This window comes from Pseudomonas sp. CCC4.1 (assembly GCF_035019225.1).
Classification (GTDB): Bacteria; Pseudomonadota; Gammaproteobacteria; order Pseudomonadales; family Pseudomonadaceae; genus Aquipseudomonas; species Aquipseudomonas bubulae.
The window spans coordinates 1-17,911 of sequence record NZ_JASJWL010000060.1 but is presented as its reverse complement, the minus strand read 5'-3'; the positions used below and the strand labels follow the sequence as shown (position 1 = coordinate 17,911).

Genomic DNA, 17,911 nt, shown 5'->3' with positions numbered 1-17,911 from the left:
TGTCGACCATCACGCACCGGAGCTTTTCATGACTGCTCAGCTAACCAGCGAAGAAATCGGGCTTCTGCGCGACTCTGCTTCCAAAGCCTGCACCCTTCTCAAAGCGTTGGCCAATGAAGATCGCCTGCTGCTGCTCTGCCAGTTGACTCAAGGTGAGCGCAATGTCGGCGAACTTGAAGCGCTGACCGGCATCAGACAACCCACACTGTCGCAACAACTCGGTGTGTTGCGCGATGAGGGCATGGTCAATACCCGAAGGCTGGGGAAATACATTTTCTACTCACTCGCCAGCTTTGAAGTGGTTTCTGTGATGCAGACCCTGTCGGGGCTGTATTGCGGGCAAGCGCTCAAAAAGTAACGCCCTCCCAATCCATTCATTTTAGTTGTGCCTGGAGTGCTCAATGGAGCAAAGCATCAAGCGAATCGACGCGTCATTTTCCGTGACCGGTCAGATCGAGCAGTCTGATCTCCAATCCTTGGCTGCGCTGGGTTTTGCCAGCGTGATGTGCAACCGCCCCGACCATGAAGGCGGGCCTGAGCAACCCGAACACACCGCGATGCAACAGGCCGCGCAGGCCCTGGGGCTGAGCTTTGCCTATCTGCCAGTAGCGACCAGCGGCGCAACACCCGGGCAGGTGCAGCAATTGCGTGAACTGCTCGACGAGTTGCCCAAACCGGTGCTGGCGTACTGCCGCACGGGCAATCGCTCTGCCAAGCTTTTTGAAGCGGCCACCCAGGGCACGCGTGAGGCCAGGCAGTACGATGTGGTCGTGGTGGGCGGTGGCTCGGCCGGTATTTCGGTGTCGGCCAGCCTGTTGAAGCGTAACCCGGCCTTGCGTATCGCCGTGATCGAGCCCAGCACCGAACACTATTACCAGCCCGCCTGGACGCTGGTCGGGGGAGGGGCCTACGATATCAAAAACACGGTTCGCCCCACCGTTGCGGTCATGCCCAAAGGTGCTGTGTGGGTCAAGGCGTCGCTGTGTGCCTTTGCTCCGCAGCGCAAGGTTGTGCTGCTCAGCGATGGCAGCGAGCTGGGTTACCAGCAACTGATCGTTTGCCCGGGGCTGGAACTGGCCTGGGAAAATATCGAGGGCCTGGAAGAAACCCTGGGCAAGAATGGCGTGACCTCCAACTATCGTCACGATCTGGCGCCCTATACCTGGGAACTGGTGCGCAGCCTGAAGGGCGGCAAGGCACTGTTTACCCAGCCGGGCATGCCGATCAAGTGTGCGGGTGCGCCGCAAAAAGCCATGTATCTGGCCTGCGATCATTGGCGCAAACGCGGTGCTCTGGACGCTATCAAGGTGGAGTTCAACCTGGCGGGGGCGGTGTTGTTTGGCGTGCCAGCTTTTGTCCCGCCGCTGATGAAGTACGTTGAAGCCTACAAGGCTCAATTGGCCTTCCAGTCCAATCTGGTCAAGGTTGACGGTCCCGCCAGAACGGCCTGGTTTGATGTGACTGATACCAAGGGCGGTGTGACTTGTGTTGCTAAAACCTTCGACCTGCTGCATGTGGTACCACCGCAGCAGGCGCCCGATGTGATCCGCCGCAGTGAACTGGCGGACAAGGCGGGCTGGTTCGAGACCGATCCGGCGACCCTGCAACATCCACGCTACCCCGAAATCTTCGCCCTGGGCGATGTGTGCAATACACCCAATGCCAAGACCGCGGCGGCAACCCGCAAGCAAGTGGTCGTGGTGGCCGAAAATCTGCTCGCACTGCGCAAGGGCGTGACCTTGCCCAAGCGTTATGACGGCTATGGCTCCTGCCCGCTGACCGTGGAAAACGGTAAGGTGATCCTGGCTGAATTCGGCTATGGCGGCAAACTGCTACCCACCTTTCCCCTGGACCCGACCGTACCCCGCAAATCGGCGTGGCTGCTCAAGGCCACATTGCTGCCGTGGTTTTACTGGCAAGGCATGCTCAAAGGCCGCGAGTGGTTCACTGACTGCAAGCCGGATTGACCCTGACCATGTTGATTATTTTATTTGGCATGCTGGTGGGGTTGGTGCTCGGGCTGACCGGTGCCGGTGGCGGCATCCTGGCCATCCCGGCGCTGACTCTGGGGCTGGGCTGGACCCTGGCGCAAGCGACACCGGTGGCGTTGCTGGCCGTAGGCACGGCAGCGGCACTGGGGGCGCTGGATGGCCTGCGCAAGGGGCTGGTGCGCTACAAGGCAGCGGCGTTGATGGCGCTGGTCGGCTCGACCACCTCGCCCATCGGGCTGCACCTTGCCCGGTTGATGCCGGCCAAGGTGCTGGTGTTGATGTTCAGCGCGGTGATGATGTTTGTCTCAGTGCGCATGTTCCTGCAGGCCCGGGCGGATGCCCGCGATGACGGCAGCCTGGGGGTACTGGAAAAAAACTGCATGCTCAACCCTGCAACCGGGCGACTGACCTGGAATGCCCGCTGCAGCATGACCCTGGTATCCATTGGTGCTACCTCGGGGTTGCTGACGGGGTTATTGAGTGTGGGCGGCGGGTTCTTGATCGTGCCGGCATTTCGCAAGTTCAGTGACGTGCGTATCCACGCCGTGGTGTCCACGTCCTTGATGGTGGTGGCGCTGGTATCGCTGGGCACCTTGGGCAATCTGATGAGCCAGGGCGTGAGCCTGTCGAATGAAGGCGTGATATTTATAGGCGCCACCCTGGCCGGAATGATTGCCGGGCGGGTGATTGCCCCGCACGTCTCGGCCCAGTGGCTACAGCAGGGATTCGCGGGGCTGTGTGCGGTGATTGGCGTGCTGATGCTGGCTAAAGTGCTGCTGACAGCTTTCTGATTAACGTTCCTGTGGGAGCGGGGCTTGCTCGCGATGGCATCACCTTGGTCAGCCAGATACACCTTGGCGCCTGAATCGCGAGCAAGCCCGCTCCCACAGGTTTATCAGCAGATCATGCAGATGATCATGTCTTTACGGTGCAGCATGGGCCTGACTCCAGGTCCTTGAGGATCGGGCAGTCAGGGCGGTGGTCGCCCTGACAGCTTTCGACCAGATCCTGCAAGGTGTCGCGCAGGCTGCTCAGCTCGGCGATCTTCTGGTTCAACTCTTCAATATGCTGGCGCGCCAGTGCCTTCACATCGCCGCTGGCGCGCTGGCGATCCTGCCACAGGGTCAGCAGCTTGCCGACCTCTTCCAGCGAAAACCCCAGGTCCCGCGAGCGTTTGATAAACGCAAGGGTATGCAGGTCGTCATCGCTGTAAAGGCGGTAGCCGCTGTCACTGCGTTGCGCGGGTTTGAGCAGACCGATGGATTCGTAATAACGAATCATCTTGGCGCTCAAGCCGCTGTGTCTGGCGGCCTGGCCGATATTCATGACGCCTCCTTATTCAAGATCCCTGGGCTTCCAGAATTTGAGCAGCAACGCATTGCTGACCACGCTGACACTGGAAAAAGCCATGGCCGCGCCTGCCAGCACAGGGTTCAAAAAGCCGAAAGCAGCCAACGGAATGCCGATCACATTGTAGATAAATGCCCAAAACAGGTTTTGCCGGATTTTGGCGTAGGTCTTGCGGCTGATCTCCAGTGCTGCCGGTACCAACCGCGGGTCGCCGCGCATCAGAGTGATGCCCGCTGCGTGCATGGCCACATCGGTGCCACCGCCCATGGCGATACCGATATCGGCCGCGGCCAGTGCCGGGGCGTCGTTGATACCGTCGCCGACCATGGCCACTACACCGGTTTTTTTCAGTTCGGCCACGGTCGCGGCCTTGTCGGCGGGCAACACTTCGGCGTGAACATCGCTGATTCCCAGGGCCTCGGCCACTACTTTGGCACTGCCGCGGTTGTCGCCGGTCAACAGGTGACTGCTGATATGACGGGCATTGAGCTGGGCGATGGCCGACTGGGCACCGGGCTTGAGTGTGTCACCAAAGGCGAACAGGCCCAGCACTTGGGGCTGCGGGCTTTGTTCGATCAGCCAGGACAGCGTGCGACCTTCGGTTTCCCAGGCGCTGGCCGATGCGGCGAGCGAGCCCGGATTGAGACCGGTTTCTTCCAGCAAACGGCGATTGCCCAGGGCCAGGCGACGGCCTTCCAGGGTGCCGGCAATGCCGCGGCCGGTCAGCGACTGGCTGTCGGTAACGTCCGGCACTTTTAAATCACGCGCCGCGCAAGCATCCAGTACGGCCTTGGCCAGCGGGTGTTCGCTGCCCCGCTGCAGGGCACCGGCGGCTTGCAGCAAGCGTGCTTCATCACCGTCCAGCGCACTGAAGTGAGCAATTTGCGGCGTGCCTGAAGTCAGGGTGCCGGTTTTGTCGAAAACCACGGCACTGACTTCGTGGGCGCGTTCGAGGGCTTCGGCGTCCTTGATCAGAATCCCGTGGCGGGCTGCAACGCCGGTGCCGGCCATGATTGCAGTGGGGGTCGCCAGGCCCAGGGCACAAGGGCAGGCAATTACCAGTACCGCCACAGCGTTGATCAGAGCGGTTTCAATCGGCGCGCCGTAGAGCCACCAGCCGAGCAGGGTGGCCAGGGCGATCAGCAGCACCACCGGGACAAATACCTGGCTGACCTTGTCCACCAGTTTCTGGATCGGCGCCTTGGCGGACTGCGCGTCCTCTACCAGGCGGATAATGCGCGCCAGTACGGTCTCCGTCCCCAGGGCCATGGTCTTGATAATCAAGCGACCTTCGCCATTGATGGCGCCGCCGGTGACTTTATCCCCAGGCTGTTTCGGCACCGGCAGGCTTTCGCCACTGATCAGGGCCTCGTCGGCATGGCTTTGGCCTTCAACCACTTCGCCATCCACCGGGAACCGCTCGCCGGGTTTGACCAGCACCAGATCATTGAGACGCAAATCACTGATGGCGACATCCTGTTCCTGGCCGTCGACCATGCGCAAGGCGCGTTCGGGGCGAAGGGCTTCAAGGGCGCGGATGGCGCTGGCGGTCTGGCGCTTGGCACGGCTTTCGAGATATTTGCCCAGCAGCACCAGGGCGATCACAACCGCCGAGGCCTCGAAATACAGATGGGGCATGCTGCCGGGTTCGGCGATGGCCCATTCATACAGGCTCAGGCCATAACCGGCACTGGTGCCCAGGGCGACCAGCAGGTCCATATTGCCGGCGCCGGCCTTGACGGCTTTCCACGCGGCCACATAAAAACGCGCGCCCAGAACAAACTGCACCGGGGTCGCCAATACAAACTGGGCCCAGGCGGGCAGCATCCAATGGATGCCAAAAGGCGCAAGCAGCATCGGCAGCACCAGCGGCAGCGCCAGTACGATAGCCAGGGTCAGCGCCCAGCGTTCACGGTGCAGGCGTTTTTGCTGATCGTCTTCGGTGGTTTTTTCGCTCTGGTGCAGGCTGGCACCATAGCCGGCCTGAGTGACCGCATTGATCAGCAGGCCCGGATCAACCTGGCCGAGCAATTCGACATGGGCCCGCTCGGTGGCGAGGTTGACGCTGACGCTCTTGACCCCGGGCACCTTGGCCAGGGCTTTTTCTACGCGCCCTGCGCACGAGGCGCAGGTCATGCCACTGATATCCAGTTCCAGGCTGTGGGCGGGCACGCTATAGCCTGCCTGTTGCACAGCCTCGACCAGTGCCGGCAGGCTCTCGGCAGGCGCTTCGATACGGGCCTGTTCAGTGGCCAGGTTGACGCTGACCGAACGTACACCGGGCACTTTGGCCAGGGATTTTTCCACACGCCCTGCGCAGCTGGCACAGGTCATGCCATCAATCGGCAGATCGAATTGGGTGGGCACGAGCAGTCCTCCTCAAGAAGTTATCTATCCATAGAATCGACCTTGACCCCATGGCAAGGTCAAGGCTTCTTGCTGTTCGTTGTTTGCCGCTCAATATTCCAGTTTGGCGGGCTTGAGGTACATACCCTGTTTACCCAGGGCGATGCGGTATTTGCGCACATCCCCGGCCTTGAGGGTGAACTGCTGCGCGGGCGGCACCAGCATGCCGGGCAGGCAGCCGGGGGCTTGCCCGGGGAGCAGCTTGAGGCGGATATCGACGCTGGCGGGCGGCAGGTTAAAGGCCAGGGCCTGCTCCTGAAACAATCGCCCGGCCAGTTGGTCGTCGATGTACACACCCACTTCGCAGTTGGTCGGCACCTCAAGGCGTTCGCGGGAAATGATCAGCACTCCGTAGTCCTGATCGGCATTTGCCCACAGCGGCACACTGGCAAGACCCAAAAGGCTGACTAGGCTCAAAGCGGTCCAGCGCATGGCTAAGTATCCTGTTATCAAATCGCAAGGCTTGCAGCTTGGCCGAGCACGGGATGGATTGCCAGTCAGCGCGTGAAACAACGGGCTTGACCTTGCCACGATGGCAAGGTCAAAGCTGTAGGCATATCTCAAACAGGAGGCGTAATCATGCAAACGTTCAAGGTAGACGGTATGACCTGTGGTGGCTGTGTGGGCGCGGTGACCCGTGCGGTGCAGACGGTGGATAAAGACGCGAAGGTTGAAGTGGACCTGGCGAGCAAAACCGTCAAGGTGGACAGCAACGTATCACCGTTGCAAATTATCGACGTGATCACCAATGCCGGGTTTGAGGCGCGCACGGCGCACTAAACCTGTATGTAGCAGCTGCCGAGGAGCGAGGCTGCGTCCGGCGACGTAGTCGTCGTGAATGCTAAGAGCAAGTTCTGACTGGCGCACCGCAAGGTCAGACTTACGACGGCTGCGCCGCCGAACGCAGCCTCGTTCCTCGGCAGCTGCTACGGCGGTGTTGTTTCAGGACGGGTTCAAGGTGATTTATTAGCTAGCTCGCTAACTTAATGTTCAGGGTCGATAACCACAGCTAAACTGTCAGCTTGCGCTAACCGCAGCCTGATCCCTGGATACCTGATGAACCTTCGAACAATCTTGATTCTTGGCGCCCTGAGTGCCTTCGGTCCTTTGGCGATCGACTTTTACCTGCCCGGCTTCCCGGCGATGGCACAAGCCTTTGCAACCGACGAAACCCAGATACAACTGACGCTGGCCGTGTACTTTCTGGGCCTGTCCATCGGTCAGCTGGCCTATGGCCCGGTAGCGGACCGCTTCGGCCGGCGCGTGCCGCTGCTGGTGGGCGTCGGGCTATTCACTGTCGCGTCACTGGCATGCGCCTTTGCGCCGACCCTGGAGTGGCTGATTGGTGCCCGGTTTGTCCAGGCCCTTGGCGGCTGTGCGGGCATGGTCCTTTCGCGGGCCATTGTCAGTGACAAATGCGACGCGGTGCAGTCGGCCAAAGTGTTTTCACAATTGATGCTGGTTATGGGCCTGGCGCCAATCCTGGCGCCGATGTTGGGTGGGTTGCTGGTCAACCTGTATGGCTGGCAATCGATTTTCCTGGTGTTGACGGTGTTCAGCGCATTGGCGGCAACGGCCGTAGCGCTTGGCTTGCCTGAAAGCCTGCCGGCCAACGTGCCACGTCAGCCGCTGTCGGGGGCATTGCGCCAGTACGGGCGGTTGCTCAAGGATCGCGAGTTCCTTGGCCATGCCCTGACGGGGGGGATCGCAATGGCCGGGATGTTTGCCTACATCGCGGGTTCACCTTTCGTATTTATCAAACTCTATGGCGTGCCTGCCGAGCATTACGGCTGGTTGTTCGGCACCAACGCGGCCGGCTTTATCCTGGTGGCGCAGTTGAACGCCCGCCTGCTGGCCAAGCGTGGCCCGGCCTTTTTGCTGTCGCGCATGGTGTGGGTGTATCTGGCGGCGGGTCTGGTCTTGCTGGGCGTCAGCAGTTTGCATACCGAACAACTGTGGCCGCTGCTGGTGCCGCTGTTTATCTGCATTGCCAGCCTGGGCTGCATCATTCCCAATGCCTCGGCCTGCGCCATGAGCGGGCAGGGCGCGCGCGCCGGCAGTGCCTCGGCGATGCTGGGTTGCTTACAGTTCAGCGTGGCGGCGGGGGCGGCATCACTGGTGGGGGTATTGCACGACGGCAGCGCAATGCCAATGGCGATGGTCATCACCCTGTGCGGGCTTGTGGCAGTGGGCCTGGCAGTGGCGACCCGGCGCCTGTACACCGCACGGATCGCCGCTCAGCAGCCGGTCTGATTCAGCCAGCCAAACGTTCGGGCAGGCGGTGCGGGGCATGCAGGCGCGATTGCAGCTTGTCGACAAAGGCCCGGGCCTCGGCCTCGCTGCGAAAGTTGACGGCTTGCTGGTCGATTTGCACCTGCCATTTGCAGTCGCGGGATCTTGCTAACGCTTTTATCAGGATTTTCATGACTGGCCTCCTTCGGTTCGCAAAGGAGGCCAGTGTATGCCGAAAAACTTTGATTAAAATGCCCGGAATCAAGTCTCTGACTGACGGTTAAAAAATGACCACATGGGTCCCGTCAGACGTCCTCTCAGAAGCCTTCGAGCACAATCTTGCCCTTGGCCTTGCCGCTTTCCAGCAGTGCATGGGCGCGGCGCAGGTTGGTGGCATTGATGCTGCCAAAGTGCTCGCCGACCGTGGTACGCAGGGTGCCCGCATCGATCAGCCCGGCGACACGATTGAGCAGGAGATGTTGCTCGATCATGTCCGGGGTCTGGAACAGCGAGCGGGTGTACATGAACTCCCAGTGCAGTGACAGGCTCTTGCGTTTGAGTTTGGTGATATCCAGCGCCTTGGGATCATCAATCATCGCCAGTTTGCCCTGTGGTGCCAGTGCTTCTACCAACTGATCGAGATGCTGGTCAGTCTGGGTCAGGCTGGCAACATGGGTGACGGCGTCGATGCCGTGACGCTTGAGCTCTTCGCTCAGCGGCTGGCTGTGGTCGATAACCAGATCGGCGCCCAGCTCACGGACCCAGGCCTGGGTTTCAGGGCGAGATGCGCTACCAATCACCTTGAGCGCAGTCAGTTGGCTGGCCAGTTGCGTCAGGATTGAACCCACACCACCCGCCGCGCCGACGATCAGCAGGCTTTGTTGCTCGTCGGTCTTGCCCTCGTTGACGCCAAGGCGCTCAAACAACAACTCCCAGGCAGTGATGGCGGTCAACGGCAACGCTGCGGCCTGTGCGAAATCGAGGCTTTTGGGCATATGCCCGACGATGCGTTCATCCACTACATGACGTTCACTGTTGGCCCCGGCACGGGCAATGGAGCCTGCGTAAAAGACCTTGTCGCCGACCTTGAACAAGCTGACTTCACTGCCGACGGCCTTGACCACACCGGCCACATCCCAGCCCAGTACCTTGGCAGTGTCGGCCTCGGGCTGCACGTTCTGGCGCACTTTGGTGTCCACCGGGTTTACGGAAATGGCTTTGACCTCGACCAGCAAATCCCGGGGGCCGGCCACCGGCTCTGGCAACTCGATATCTTGCAGGGCCAGCGGGTCTTGAATCGGTAACGAGTGGTAGTAGGCGACAGCTTTCATGGGACATGTCCTGAAGATGATTAAGAAACTGGCAGTGATAATTGGCTATTTCACCGCGCGATAAAACCGGCTAAAACAGCAGTCTCTTTCAATTTTTTATTGATAATGGTCGGGTGGATTGTGAATGCTGCGTTTCGATGATCTGCAATTGTTCGTTCACGCGGCTGACTTGGGCAGTTTGTCTGCGGCGGCCCGGGTGATGGATATGTCCCCGGCGGTGGCCAGCGCTGCTCTCAAACGGATAGAAGCTCAACTGGGCGCGCGCCTGCTGGCGCGTTCAACCCGAAGTTTGCGTCTGACGGCCGAAGGCGAAGGCTTTCTTGAATATGCGCGTACGGCACTCGCTAGCCTCGATGAGGGGCGACGCTTGTTGGCGCGTGGGCAAGATCAGGTTAGCGGAGTGTTGCAACTGTCGGCACCTTCAGACTTCGGCCGTAATCTGTTGCTGCCCTGGCTGGATGAGTTCCAGCGTGAGCATCCGCAACTCACCGTGCGCCTGTTATTGGGTGACCGGATTGCCGACCTGTTCCGCCAGCCTGTGGATATCGCCTTGCGTTACGGCGAGCCGGAAGACTCCAGCCTGGTGGCGCTGCCGGTGGCCCCGGATAACCGCCGGGTGCTGTGTGCGTCCCCCGACTACCTGGCGCGCAAGGGCGAGCCGCGTCAGCTTGAGCAGTTGCTGCAACACAATTGCCTGTTGTACATGCTCGGCACGCGGGTTCACGACCATTGGCAATTCAATGACGGCAAGCGCGAACTGGGGCTGACGGTAAGCGGCAATCGTTTCAGCGATGATGCCGACGTGGTGCGCTTGTGGGCGGTTGCCGGGCAGGGCATTGCCTACAAGTCGTGGCTGGATGTGGCGGGAGATGTGCAGAGCGGGCGGCTCAAGGTGTTACTGCCGGGGCTGATGTGCGAGCGGGCGCCGCTGAATCTGCTGTGTGGTCACCGGGCGCAATTGAGTAAACCGGTGCGGCTCTTGCGCGACATGCTCAGTGAGCGCTGTGCGATGTTGAGCAAGTTGTACCCGGGGAAACAGTAAAACTGCTGTGGTAGTGACGGTGTTGCAGTTTCAAATGTCTGTGGGAGCGGGCTTGCGCGCGATGCTGACAATCAGGTGTGTCTGCCTGATCGAGTTGATGCCATCGTGGGCAAGCCCGTTCCCACAGGGGAGACCGCGTGTTACGGCTTGACCAACCGCGCATCCAGACCGTTTTGCGCCAGGCGTTTGGCCTGGTCCTGGGTCATGCCCAGATCGGTGTATAGCGCGTGGAAGTTCTCAGTCATATAACCGCCAAAGTAGGCCGGGTCATCAGAGTTGACGGTCACTTTTACGCCACGCTCAAGCATGTCGAGAATGTTGTGTTGCGACATGTGATCAAACACACAGAGTTTGGTGTTGGACAACGGGCATACGGTCAACGGGATCTGCTCGTCGATGATGCGTTGCATCAGACGTTCGTCTTCAATGGCGCGCACGCCATGGTCGATACGCTGGATCTTGAGCAAGTCCAGGGCTTGCCAGATGTACTCCGGCGGGCCTTCTTCACCCGCGTGGGCAACGGTCAGGAAGCCTTCATCACGGGCGCGGTCGAATACGCGCACAAACTTGCTCGGTGGGTGGCCCATTTCTGAACTGTCGAGGCCAACGGCGACAAAGGCATCGCGAAATGGCAGGGCCATATCGAGGGTCTTTTCTGCTTCTTCTTCGCTCAAATGGCGCAGGAAGCTGAGGATCAGGCCGCTGGTGATACCCAGTTGCTGCTCGCCATCTTTAAGTGCGCTGGCAATGCCATTGAGCACGACTTCAAACGGCACGCCACGATCGGTGTGGGTTTGCGGGTCGAAGAAGGGTTCTGTGTGAATGACGTTCTGTTCTTTACAGCGCAACAGGTAGGCCCAGGTCAGGTCGTAGAAGTCCTGGGAGGTACGCAGTACGTCGGCGCCTTTGTAATAAAGATCGAGGAATTCTTGCAGGTTGTTGAAGGCATACGCCTTGCGCAGGGTTTCAACGTCGTTCCAGGGCAGGGCGATCTTGTTGCGCTCGGCCAGCGAAAACAGCAACTCGGGTTCCAGGGAACCCTCCAGATGCATGTGCAGTTCAGCTTTTGGCAGGGCGTTCAGCCAGTCATACATAAAAGGTTTTCTCATCAAATCGGGTACAGATGGCGACATTCTACAGGTCGGAGGGGGCACAATTCCCCCGCCATTTGTCGCAGGCTGCCTACCAGGGAATCGTCTGGCCCTTGTAGTCGATAAAGTGATGGCCGCCTTTTCCGGCAAATGCCTTGACCTGTGCCACCAGGCCACGGGTGCTGGTTTCGACATCAATGTCGGCGCCTTCGCCGCCCATATCGGTTTTTACCCAGCCCGGGTGCATGGACAGCACAGTCGGGTTATTGTCGCCCAGTTCATACAGTACAAAGGTATTGGTCATCGAGTTGAGAGCCGCTTTGCTGGCCTTGTAGAGGGCCATTTCGGGGGCATCAGGTTGAGTGACACTGCCGAGTACTGAGCTCATAAATGCCAGTACGCCACTGTCCTTACGGATCCGGCTGACAAACTCCCGGGCCACATTGATCGGTGCCACGCTGTTGGTGAAAAACAGCTGCCCCACCTCGGCCAGCGTTGCATTGCCCGACAGCTGGTCGTCCGGGCCTTTGACCCCGGCATTGATAAACAGCAGATCGAAGACTTCATTGTGCAAGGTATTGCCCAATGCCTTGATCGCCTGTTGATTGTTCATGTCCAGTTGTTCGATGCGCACCGGCCCCAATGCCTTCAGGGCATCGGCTTTTTGTGGGTGGCGCACAGTGGCGGTTACGTCCCAGCCATCGGCAAGCAACTCCTTGACCAGACCCAGGCCCAGGCCACGTGAAGCTCCGATGATCAGTGCTTTTTTTGCGGTCATGAGTAGCGTCCTCTACAAAGTTGATATGAGTTGGTTAAAAATCGTACAAGTGCTTCAAGCCCCCAGCACACAAGGGGTGTGGCCGCATGTGCTCAGGTTATCCACAGGTGGGTGCACAGTGACTGTGGGCAACTATGGATGTCGGAAAATAGCATTTTTATGGGGCTGGCTCGACAGCGTCACGATGCAGCAGGATCCTGCCGCGGCTAAGGTCCGCTAAAAGCTGTCGCGCGGGAGCAATCTGTTCTTCGACCAGCGCCAGTTGCAGGTCAACGCCATTGGCAGTGAAGGCTTCGCCGGTGATCAGGCCGTTGAGTTCACCCAGGCGCAGTTTGACCAATGCCAGCTCGCTGAAACTGCAAGAGCAACTGAGTGCTATACGGCTGACCAACGGCAGTTTTTCGGCGTTTTGCAGGCATTTGTTAGCGCCACCGCCATAGGCCCGAGCCAGGCCGCCGGTGCCCAGCTGAATGCCGCCATACCAGCGGATAACCAGCACCGCGACCTGATCGCAGTCCTGCGCTTCAATGGCCGAGAGTATCGGGCGGCCCGCGGTGCCGCCAGGTTCGCCATCATCACTGCTGCGGTACTGCCCACCAAGTTTCCACGCCCAGCAATTGTGCGAGGCATTCAGGTCGCTGTGTTGCTCGATAAATTCGAGGGCCTGCTGGGCGCTGGTGATGGGGGCAGCAAAAGTAATAAAGCGGCTTTTACGGATTTCTTCGCGGTACTCGCAAAGCCCCGTGAGGGTCGAAGGCATGTCGGTTCCAGGCTTAGACTGCGGGCGTCAGGCCGCAGCCTTTGAGAATGATACGGATCAGGTTGTCGCAGGCCGCATGCATATCCTGTTTGGTCAGGTGCTTGCGCCCCGTTACGCGGCAAATCTGTGTCGAAAAGTCGGCGTAATGCTGGGTGCTGCCCCATAGCAGGAAAATCAGATGGACCGGGTCGACCGGGTCCATCTTGCCTGCATCTATCCAGGCCTGGAACACAGCTGCACGACCTTGAAACCAAGCTCTGTAGTCTTGTGAGAAATACTCGGTCAGGCAGGCCCCGCCACTGATGATTTCCATCGCAAACACTCGCGAAGCCTGGGGCTGTCGCCGGGAAAACTCCATTTTTGCGCGGATATACTGAGTCAGGGCCTGGGCCGGGTCATCGTCAGCGGTCAAAACGTTGAAGGTACGGTCCCATAGCTCGATGATATTGCTCAGTACTGCGATATACAGGCTTAGCTTGTTGGTGAAGTAATAATGCAGATTGGCCTTTGGCAGCCCGGCACTCAGGGCGATGGCGTTCATGCTGGTGCCTCTGAAGCCGTGACGGGCAAACTCATCTTCGGCGGCCTTGAGAATGGCCTCTTCGTTTTTCTGCCGGATACGGCTGGGAGGCTTGCCGTCATGGGCAGGAACTTCAAGGGTCATGGGCGCTCCGGGCAACCTGTTTGTGTAGCGAAGTTTTTCACGTTAACGCGTCGCTTCCAGGCTCTCAAGGAAACTTTCCAGGACCAGATGCGGGCGCCGGCCTTTACGTGTCACCGATGCCAGGCTCAAATCGTAGAAACGTGTTTTTGCCTTCAGTGCCCGCAAGCGGCCCTGCTGAACCCACAGGCTGGCGTAATGGTCGGGCAGGTAACCGATATAGCGCCCGGTCAAAATCAAAAAGGCCATGCCTTCGCGATCCGACGCGCTGGCGGTGCAATTGAGCGCCTGGTAGTGGGCCTGGATATCCGAGGGCAGGCGAAAGGTGGGGGCAATGGCATCCTGCGCATTCAACCGTGCATCTTCCAATTGCCTGTCGTCGACATAAAACAGCGGATGGCCTACGGCGCAATACAACAGTGAACGCTCACTGTAGAGCGGCTGGTACTCAAGCCCGGACAATGTGCTGGCCTGGGGCACCACACCCACATGCAGGCGGCCGTCGAGCACACCCTGTTCAACTTCATGGGGCGAGATCATGCGGATATGAATCTGTACATCAGGCCCACGCTCCTTGAGTTGGGCCAGTGCATGGGTGATACGCATATGGGGCAGGGTGACCAGGTTATCGGTCAGGCCAATGGTCAGTTCGCCGCGCAAATGCTGGTGAAGGCCGTTGACCTCGGTACGAAAGCTCTCAAGTGCGCCGAGTAATTGCAGCGCAGAGTGGTAGACCTCACGACCTTCCTCTGTCAGTGAAAAACCCGCTCGCCCACGTTGGCACAGGCGTAAACCCAGGCGCTGTTCAAGATCGCTCATCTGCTGGCTGATGGCAGAACGGCCAATGCCCAGTACCGTCTCTGCTGCCGAAAAGCCGCCGCACTCCACGACGCTGCGAAAAATACGCAGCAGTCGAATATCAAAGTCGCTGACCTGGGCCAGTGCATCGGGGCGACGGCTGCTCATAGTTTAGTGTATGCCTGACTAAAGGTTAGAAGAGTTGGATTTCATGGACTTTATAGCCGTGGCAATTTAGGCGCAACAACGCTTTCAACATCCCACGCCGCTTTTGCCTTGCGAGGTTTTGCTGATGAACATGCCCGAAAATGCCGAATTGAACCTGACCAGCCAGCTCAAGCTGGATGCTCACTGGATGCCTTACACTGCCAACCGTAACTTCCATCGCGATCCGCGCTTTATCGTCGCGGCCAAGGGCAGTTATCTGACGGATGATAAGGGTCGGCAGATTTACGATTCGCTGTCAGGTCTTTGGACCTGCGGCGCAGGGCATACCCGTACTGAAATCCAGGAAGCCGTGGCCAGACAATTGGGCACCCTCGATTACTCGCCGGCGTTCCAGTACGGCCATCCGCTGTCTTTCAAGCTGGCAGAAAAAATCACCGAGTTGACGCCGGGCAACCTCAATCACGTGTTCTTCACCGACTCGGGGTCGGAGTGTGCCGACACGGCGGTGAAGATGGTGCGTGCCTACTGGCGTCTAAAAGGCCAGTCGAGCAAAACCAAAATGATTGGCCGTGCCCGCGGCTACCATGGAGTGAACATTGCAGGCACCAGCCTGGGTGGGGTGAACGGCAACCGCAAACTGTTTGGCCAGGCAATGATGGATGTGGATCATCTGCCCCACACCCTGTTGGCAAGCAACGCATTTTCTCGCGGCATGCCCGAGCAGGGCGGGATTGCCCTGGCCGATGAACTGCTCAAGCTGATCGAATTGCACGATGCGTCGAACATTGCTGCCGTTTTTGTAGAACCGATGGCAGGCTCGGCGGGGGTATTGGTTCCGCCTCAGGGTTATCTGAAACGTCTGCGGGAAATCTGCGACCAGCACAATATCCTGTTGGTGTTCGATGAAGTGATCACTGGCTTTGGTCGTACAGGCTCAATGTTTGGTGCTGACAGCTTCGGCGTGACACCTGACTTGATGTGTATTGCCAAACAAGTCACCAACGGCGCGATTCCGATGGGGGCTGTTATCGCTACCAGCGAGATTTATCACACGTTCATGAATCAGCCGACGCCTGAGTACGCGGTTGAATTCCCTCATGGCTATACCTATTCGGCTCACCCCGTAGCCTGTGCTGCGGGTATTGCTGCGCTTGATCTATTGCAAAAAGAGAACCTGGTACAGAGCGTGGCTGAAGTTGCACCGCATTTTGAGAATGCATTGCACGGTTTGAAGGGCGTGAAGAACATCATCGACATTCGCAACTATGGCCTGGCGGGTGCAATCCAGATTGCGCCGCGTGATGGCGATGCAATTGTGCGCCCGTTCGATGCAGCGATGAAACTGTGGAAAGCCGGTTTCTACGTGCGCTACGGCGGCGACACCCTGCAGTTCGGGCCAACGTTCAACAGCAAGCCGCAAGACCTGGATCGCTTGTTCGATGCGGTCGGCGAAGCGCTGAATCAGATCGACTGATCCTTCTATATAGAAGCGACACTTAATGCATTCACCCAGGCGCGCAGCGTTCGCGCCTGTGGACAACTTTCTGGAGCATCCATGAGCACTATTCAACACCTGATCAATGGCGAGTTGCTGAACGATTCCGGGCGCACCGCAGATGTGTATAACCCGTCCACCGGTAAAGTGATCCACCAGGTTCCCCTGGCCAGCCGTGAAACAATCCAGCAGGCGATCGATGCAGCCAAGGCCGCCTTCCCGGCATGGCGTAATACCCCGCCTGCCAAGCGCGCCCAAGTGATGTTCCGTTTCAAGCAATTGCTTGAGCAGAACGAAGCGCGGATCTCGCAGTTGATCAGCGAAGAGCATGGCAAGACTCTGGAGGATGCTGCGGGTGAACTGAAGCGCGGGATCGAGAACGTCGAATACGCTTGCTCGGCTCCGGAAATCTTGAAGGGCGAATACAGTCGTAACGTAGGCCCGAATATTGATGCTTGGTCGGACTTCCAGCCACTGGGTGTAGTTGCAGGGATTACACCGTTCAACTTCCCGGCCATGGTTCCGTTGTGGATGTACCCGTTGGCGATCGTGTGCGGCAACTGTTTCATTCTTAAGCCCTCGGAGCGTGATCCAAGCTCGACACTGTTGATTGCTCAACTGCTGCAAGAAGCTGGTTTGCCCAAGGGGGTTATGAACGTGGTGCACGGCGACAAGTCAGCTGTTGATGCACTGATCGAGGCGCCGGAAGTGAAAGCGCTAAGTTTTGTTGGCTCGACCCCGATCGCCGAGTACATCTACGCCGAAGGCACCAAACGCGGTAAGCGCGTGCAGGCACTGGGTGGGGCGAAAAACCACGCAGTGTTGATGCCGGATGCGGATCTCGATAACGCAGTCAGTGCACTGATGGGCGCAGCGTATGGTTCGTGCGGCGAGCGTTGCATGGCCATCTCGGTTGCAGTGTGCGTCGGTGATCAGGTGGCAGATGCCCTGGTGGCCAAACTGGTTCCTCAAATCAAAGCGCTGAAAATTGGTGCGGGGACTTCGTGCGGTCTGGACATGGGCCCCCTGGTTACCGGTCAGGCGCGGGACAAGGTCAGTGGCTATGTCGATGATGGCGTAGCAGCAGGTGCGCAGTTGGTGGTCGATGGTCGCGGGTTGAGTATCAAGGGGCATGAAGAAGGCTTCTTCCTGGGGGGCTGCCTGTTTGATCGCGTGACACCTGAGATGCGTATCTATAAAGAAGAGATCTTCGGGCCGGTATTGTGCATCGTGCGGGTCAAGAGCCTGGAAGAGGCCATGCAACTGATTAATGATCACGAGTACGGTAACGGTACCTGCATTTTCACCCGTGATGGAGAGGCGGCCCGTTTGTTCTGCGACGAGATTGAAGTGGGTATGGTGGGGGTTAACGTACCGTTGCCAGTACCTGTTGCCTACCACAGCTTCGGCGGCTGGAAACGTTCGCTGTTTGGTGACCTGCATGCCTATGGCCCGGATGGCGTGCGCTTTTACACGCGTCGCAAGGCGATCACACAACGTTGGCCGCAACGTGCCAGCCATGAAGCCTCTCAGTTTGCCTTTCCGAGTCTGTAAGGCAGGCGATAGCAGCCTATAGAAGAAAAGAGGCCAGCCGTCAGGCTGGCCTCTGCTTTTAGGCCCCTTTCAAGGCTATATGACAGAAGTGTGAAACTAGTGCTTGACCCGAGGTTCAAACGGCCTATAATTCGCACCTCTTCCGGCGCAGTCGAAACGGAAAACTCCTTGAGTTTCAAACTTCAAGTCATCGAAGCAGGAAATGAGGTGTTGACAGCAGCGTGTAACGCTGTAGAATTCGCCTCCCGCTAACG

General features: G+C 58.8%; 18 protein-coding genes. 8 read left to right on the top strand and 10 right to left on the bottom strand.

Annotated elements, in window-relative coordinates; translation table 11 throughout:
* Nucleotides 1-28: 28 nt before the first annotated feature.
* The 3 genes from QN377_RS18985 to QN377_RS18975 are packed head-to-tail and all read left to right on the top strand — an operon-like array spanning nt 29 to nt 2,782.
* On the top strand, nt 29-358 hold the full coding sequence (locus tag QN377_RS18985; RefSeq protein WP_095001067.1) for an ArsR/SmtB family transcription factor: 330 nt from the start codon (nt 29-31) through the stop codon (nt 356-358).
* A gap of 43 nt (nt 359-401) precedes the next feature.
* Nucleotides 402-1,967 carry a bifunctional protein tyrosine phosphatase family protein/NAD(P)/FAD-dependent oxidoreductase gene (locus tag QN377_RS18980; RefSeq protein ID WP_153400572.1) on the top strand — a complete coding sequence of 522 codons (1,566 nt, stop codon included), beginning with the start codon at nt 402-404 and terminating at the stop codon, nt 1,965-1,967.
* A gap of 8 nt (nt 1,968-1,975) precedes the next feature.
* Nucleotides 1,976-2,782 carry a sulfite exporter TauE/SafE family protein gene (locus QN377_RS18975; RefSeq protein WP_095001069.1) on the top strand — a complete coding sequence of 269 codons (807 nt, stop codon included), beginning with the start codon at nt 1,976-1,978 and terminating at the stop codon, nt 2,780-2,782.
* Nucleotides 2,783-2,906: 124 nt separating this feature from the next.
* Here QN377_RS18975 and cueR read toward each other — a convergent pair whose 3' ends face one another.
* From cueR to QN377_RS18960, 3 genes are all read right to left on the bottom strand, one after another.
* Nucleotides 2,907-3,317, bottom strand: coding sequence for a Cu(I)-responsive transcriptional regulator (gene cueR / locus QN377_RS18970; protein WP_095020831.1), 411 nt, complete (start codon nt 3,315-3,317; stop codon nt 2,907-2,909).
* Between the two features lie 9 nt (nt 3,318-3,326).
* Entirely contained in the window at nt 3,327-5,714 is a 2,388-nt protein-coding gene (locus QN377_RS18965; RefSeq protein ID WP_150629238.1) for a heavy metal translocating P-type ATPase, read from the bottom strand.
* 84 nt (nt 5,715-5,798) lie between these two features.
* Nucleotides 5,799-6,179, bottom strand: a complete 381-nt coding sequence (locus tag QN377_RS18960) for a hypothetical protein (protein WP_016783583.1) — start codon at nt 6,177-6,179, stop codon at nt 5,799-5,801.
* A 147-nt stretch (nt 6,180-6,326) separates the two neighbouring features.
* Here QN377_RS18960 and QN377_RS18955 point away from each other — a divergent pair, with 147 nt between their 5' ends.
* A complete protein-coding gene (locus QN377_RS18955; RefSeq protein ID WP_016783584.1) occupies nt 6,327-6,527 on the top strand; it encodes a heavy-metal-associated domain-containing protein in 201 nt (66 codons plus the stop codon).
* 276 nt (nt 6,528-6,803) lie between these two features.
* A complete protein-coding gene (locus tag QN377_RS18950; RefSeq protein ID WP_095020833.1) occupies nt 6,804-8,000 on the top strand; it encodes a multidrug effflux MFS transporter in 1,197 nt (398 codons plus the stop codon).
* Nucleotide 8,001: 1 nt separating this feature from the next.
* Here the strand turns inward: QN377_RS18950 and QN377_RS18945 are convergent, their stop codons facing one another.
* A complete protein-coding gene (locus tag QN377_RS18945; protein WP_130872246.1) occupies nt 8,002-8,172 on the bottom strand; it encodes a sensor domain-containing protein in 171 nt (56 codons plus the stop codon).
* A 124-nt stretch (nt 8,173-8,296) separates the two neighbouring features.
* Nucleotides 8,297-9,310, bottom strand: a complete 1,014-nt coding sequence (locus tag QN377_RS18940) for a zinc-binding alcohol dehydrogenase family protein (RefSeq protein WP_322214082.1) — start codon at nt 9,308-9,310, stop codon at nt 8,297-8,299.
* 124 nt (nt 9,311-9,434) lie between these two features.
* Here QN377_RS18940 and QN377_RS18935 point away from each other — a divergent pair, with 124 nt between their 5' ends.
* A complete protein-coding gene (locus tag QN377_RS18935) occupies nt 9,435-10,352 on the top strand; it encodes a LysR family transcriptional regulator (RefSeq protein ID WP_095001074.1) in 918 nt (305 codons plus the stop codon).
* Between the two features lie 140 nt (nt 10,353-10,492).
* Here the strand turns inward: QN377_RS18935 and QN377_RS18930 are convergent, their stop codons facing one another.
* From QN377_RS18930 to QN377_RS18910, 5 genes are all read right to left on the bottom strand, one after another.
* Nucleotides 10,493-11,446, bottom strand: a complete 954-nt coding sequence (locus QN377_RS18930; RefSeq protein ID WP_016783589.1) for an adenosine deaminase — start codon at nt 11,444-11,446, stop codon at nt 10,493-10,495.
* Nucleotides 11,447-11,534: 88 nt separating this feature from the next.
* Nucleotides 11,535-12,221, bottom strand: a complete 687-nt coding sequence (locus QN377_RS18925; RefSeq protein ID WP_095001075.1) for an SDR family oxidoreductase — start codon at nt 12,219-12,221, stop codon at nt 11,535-11,537.
* 157 nt (nt 12,222-12,378) lie between these two features.
* A complete protein-coding gene (locus QN377_RS18920) occupies nt 12,379-12,981 on the bottom strand; it encodes an IMPACT family protein (RefSeq protein WP_095019807.1) in 603 nt (200 codons plus the stop codon).
* A 13-nt stretch (nt 12,982-12,994) separates the two neighbouring features.
* Nucleotides 12,995-13,645, bottom strand: coding sequence for a TetR/AcrR family transcriptional regulator (locus tag QN377_RS18915; RefSeq protein WP_095019808.1), 651 nt, complete (start codon nt 13,643-13,645; stop codon nt 12,995-12,997).
* Between the two features lie 42 nt (nt 13,646-13,687).
* Entirely contained in the window at nt 13,688-14,608 is a 921-nt protein-coding gene (locus QN377_RS18910; RefSeq protein ID WP_095001078.1) for a LysR family transcriptional regulator, read from the bottom strand.
* A gap of 124 nt (nt 14,609-14,732) precedes the next feature.
* Between QN377_RS18910 and QN377_RS18905 the strand changes: the two genes are divergently transcribed.
* Together QN377_RS18905 and QN377_RS18900 are read left to right on the top strand one after the other, a co-directional pair.
* Nucleotides 14,733-16,082 (top strand): aspartate aminotransferase family protein, encoded by a 1,350-nt coding sequence (locus tag QN377_RS18905; RefSeq protein WP_095001079.1) that lies wholly within the window; start codon nt 14,733-14,735, stop codon nt 16,080-16,082.
* Nucleotides 16,083-16,163: 81 nt separating this feature from the next.
* Nucleotides 16,164-17,657 carry a CoA-acylating methylmalonate-semialdehyde dehydrogenase gene (locus QN377_RS18900; protein ID WP_095001080.1) on the top strand — a complete coding sequence of 498 codons (1,494 nt, stop codon included), beginning with the start codon at nt 16,164-16,166 and terminating at the stop codon, nt 17,655-17,657.
* The last annotated feature ends 254 nt before the right edge of the window (nt 17,658-17,911 follow it).

Excerpts from the sequence above, each read along its gene's own strand:
- QN377_RS18980 (WP_153400572.1), top strand. The coding sequence starts at position 402 with ATGGAGCAAAGCATCAAGCGAATCGACGCGTCATTTTCCGTGACCGGT.
- QN377_RS18935 (WP_095001074.1), top strand. The coding sequence starts at position 9,435 with ATGCTGCGTTTCGATGATCTGCAATTGTTCGTTCACGCGGCTGACTTG.
- QN377_RS18985 (WP_095001067.1), top strand. The coding sequence starts at position 29 with ATGACTGCTCAGCTAACCAGCGAAGAAATCGGGCTTCTGCGCGACTCT.
- QN377_RS18975 (WP_095001069.1), top strand. The coding sequence starts at position 1,976 with ATGTTGATTATTTTATTTGGCATGCTGGTGGGGTTGGTGCTCGGGCTG.
- QN377_RS18920 (WP_095019807.1), bottom strand. The coding sequence starts at position 12,981 with ATGCCTTCGACCCTCACGGGGCTTTGCGAGTACCGCGAAGAAATCCGT.
- QN377_RS18950 (WP_095020833.1), top strand. The coding sequence starts at position 6,804 with ATGAACCTTCGAACAATCTTGATTCTTGGCGCCCTGAGTGCCTTCGGT.
- QN377_RS18960 (WP_016783583.1), bottom strand. The coding sequence starts at position 6,179 with ATGCGCTGGACCGCTTTGAGCCTAGTCAGCCTTTTGGGTCTTGCCAGT.
- QN377_RS18930 (WP_016783589.1), bottom strand. The coding sequence starts at position 11,446 with ATGTATGACTGGCTGAACGCCCTGCCAAAAGCTGAACTGCACATGCAT.
- QN377_RS18900 (WP_095001080.1), top strand. The coding sequence starts at position 16,164 with ATGAGCACTATTCAACACCTGATCAATGGCGAGTTGCTGAACGATTCC.
- QN377_RS18905 (WP_095001079.1), top strand. The coding sequence starts at position 14,733 with ATGAACATGCCCGAAAATGCCGAATTGAACCTGACCAGCCAGCTCAAG.
- QN377_RS18955 (WP_016783584.1), top strand. The coding sequence starts at position 6,327 with ATGCAAACGTTCAAGGTAGACGGTATGACCTGTGGTGGCTGTGTGGGC.
- QN377_RS18945 (WP_130872246.1), bottom strand. The coding sequence starts at position 8,172 with ATGAAAATCCTGATAAAAGCGTTAGCAAGATCCCGCGACTGCAAATGG.
- QN377_RS18915 (WP_095019808.1), bottom strand. The coding sequence starts at position 13,645 with ATGACCCTTGAAGTTCCTGCCCATGACGGCAAGCCTCCCAGCCGTATC.
- QN377_RS18925 (WP_095001075.1), bottom strand. The coding sequence starts at position 12,221 with ATGACCGCAAAAAAAGCACTGATCATCGGAGCTTCACGTGGCCTGGGC.
- cueR (WP_095020831.1), bottom strand. The coding sequence starts at position 3,317 with ATGAATATCGGCCAGGCCGCCAGACACAGCGGCTTGAGCGCCAAGATG.
- QN377_RS18910 (WP_095001078.1), bottom strand. The coding sequence starts at position 14,608 with ATGAGCAGCCGTCGCCCCGATGCACTGGCCCAGGTCAGCGACTTTGAT.
- QN377_RS18940 (WP_322214082.1), bottom strand. The coding sequence starts at position 9,310 with ATGAAAGCTGTCGCCTACTACCACTCGTTACCGATTCAAGACCCGCTG.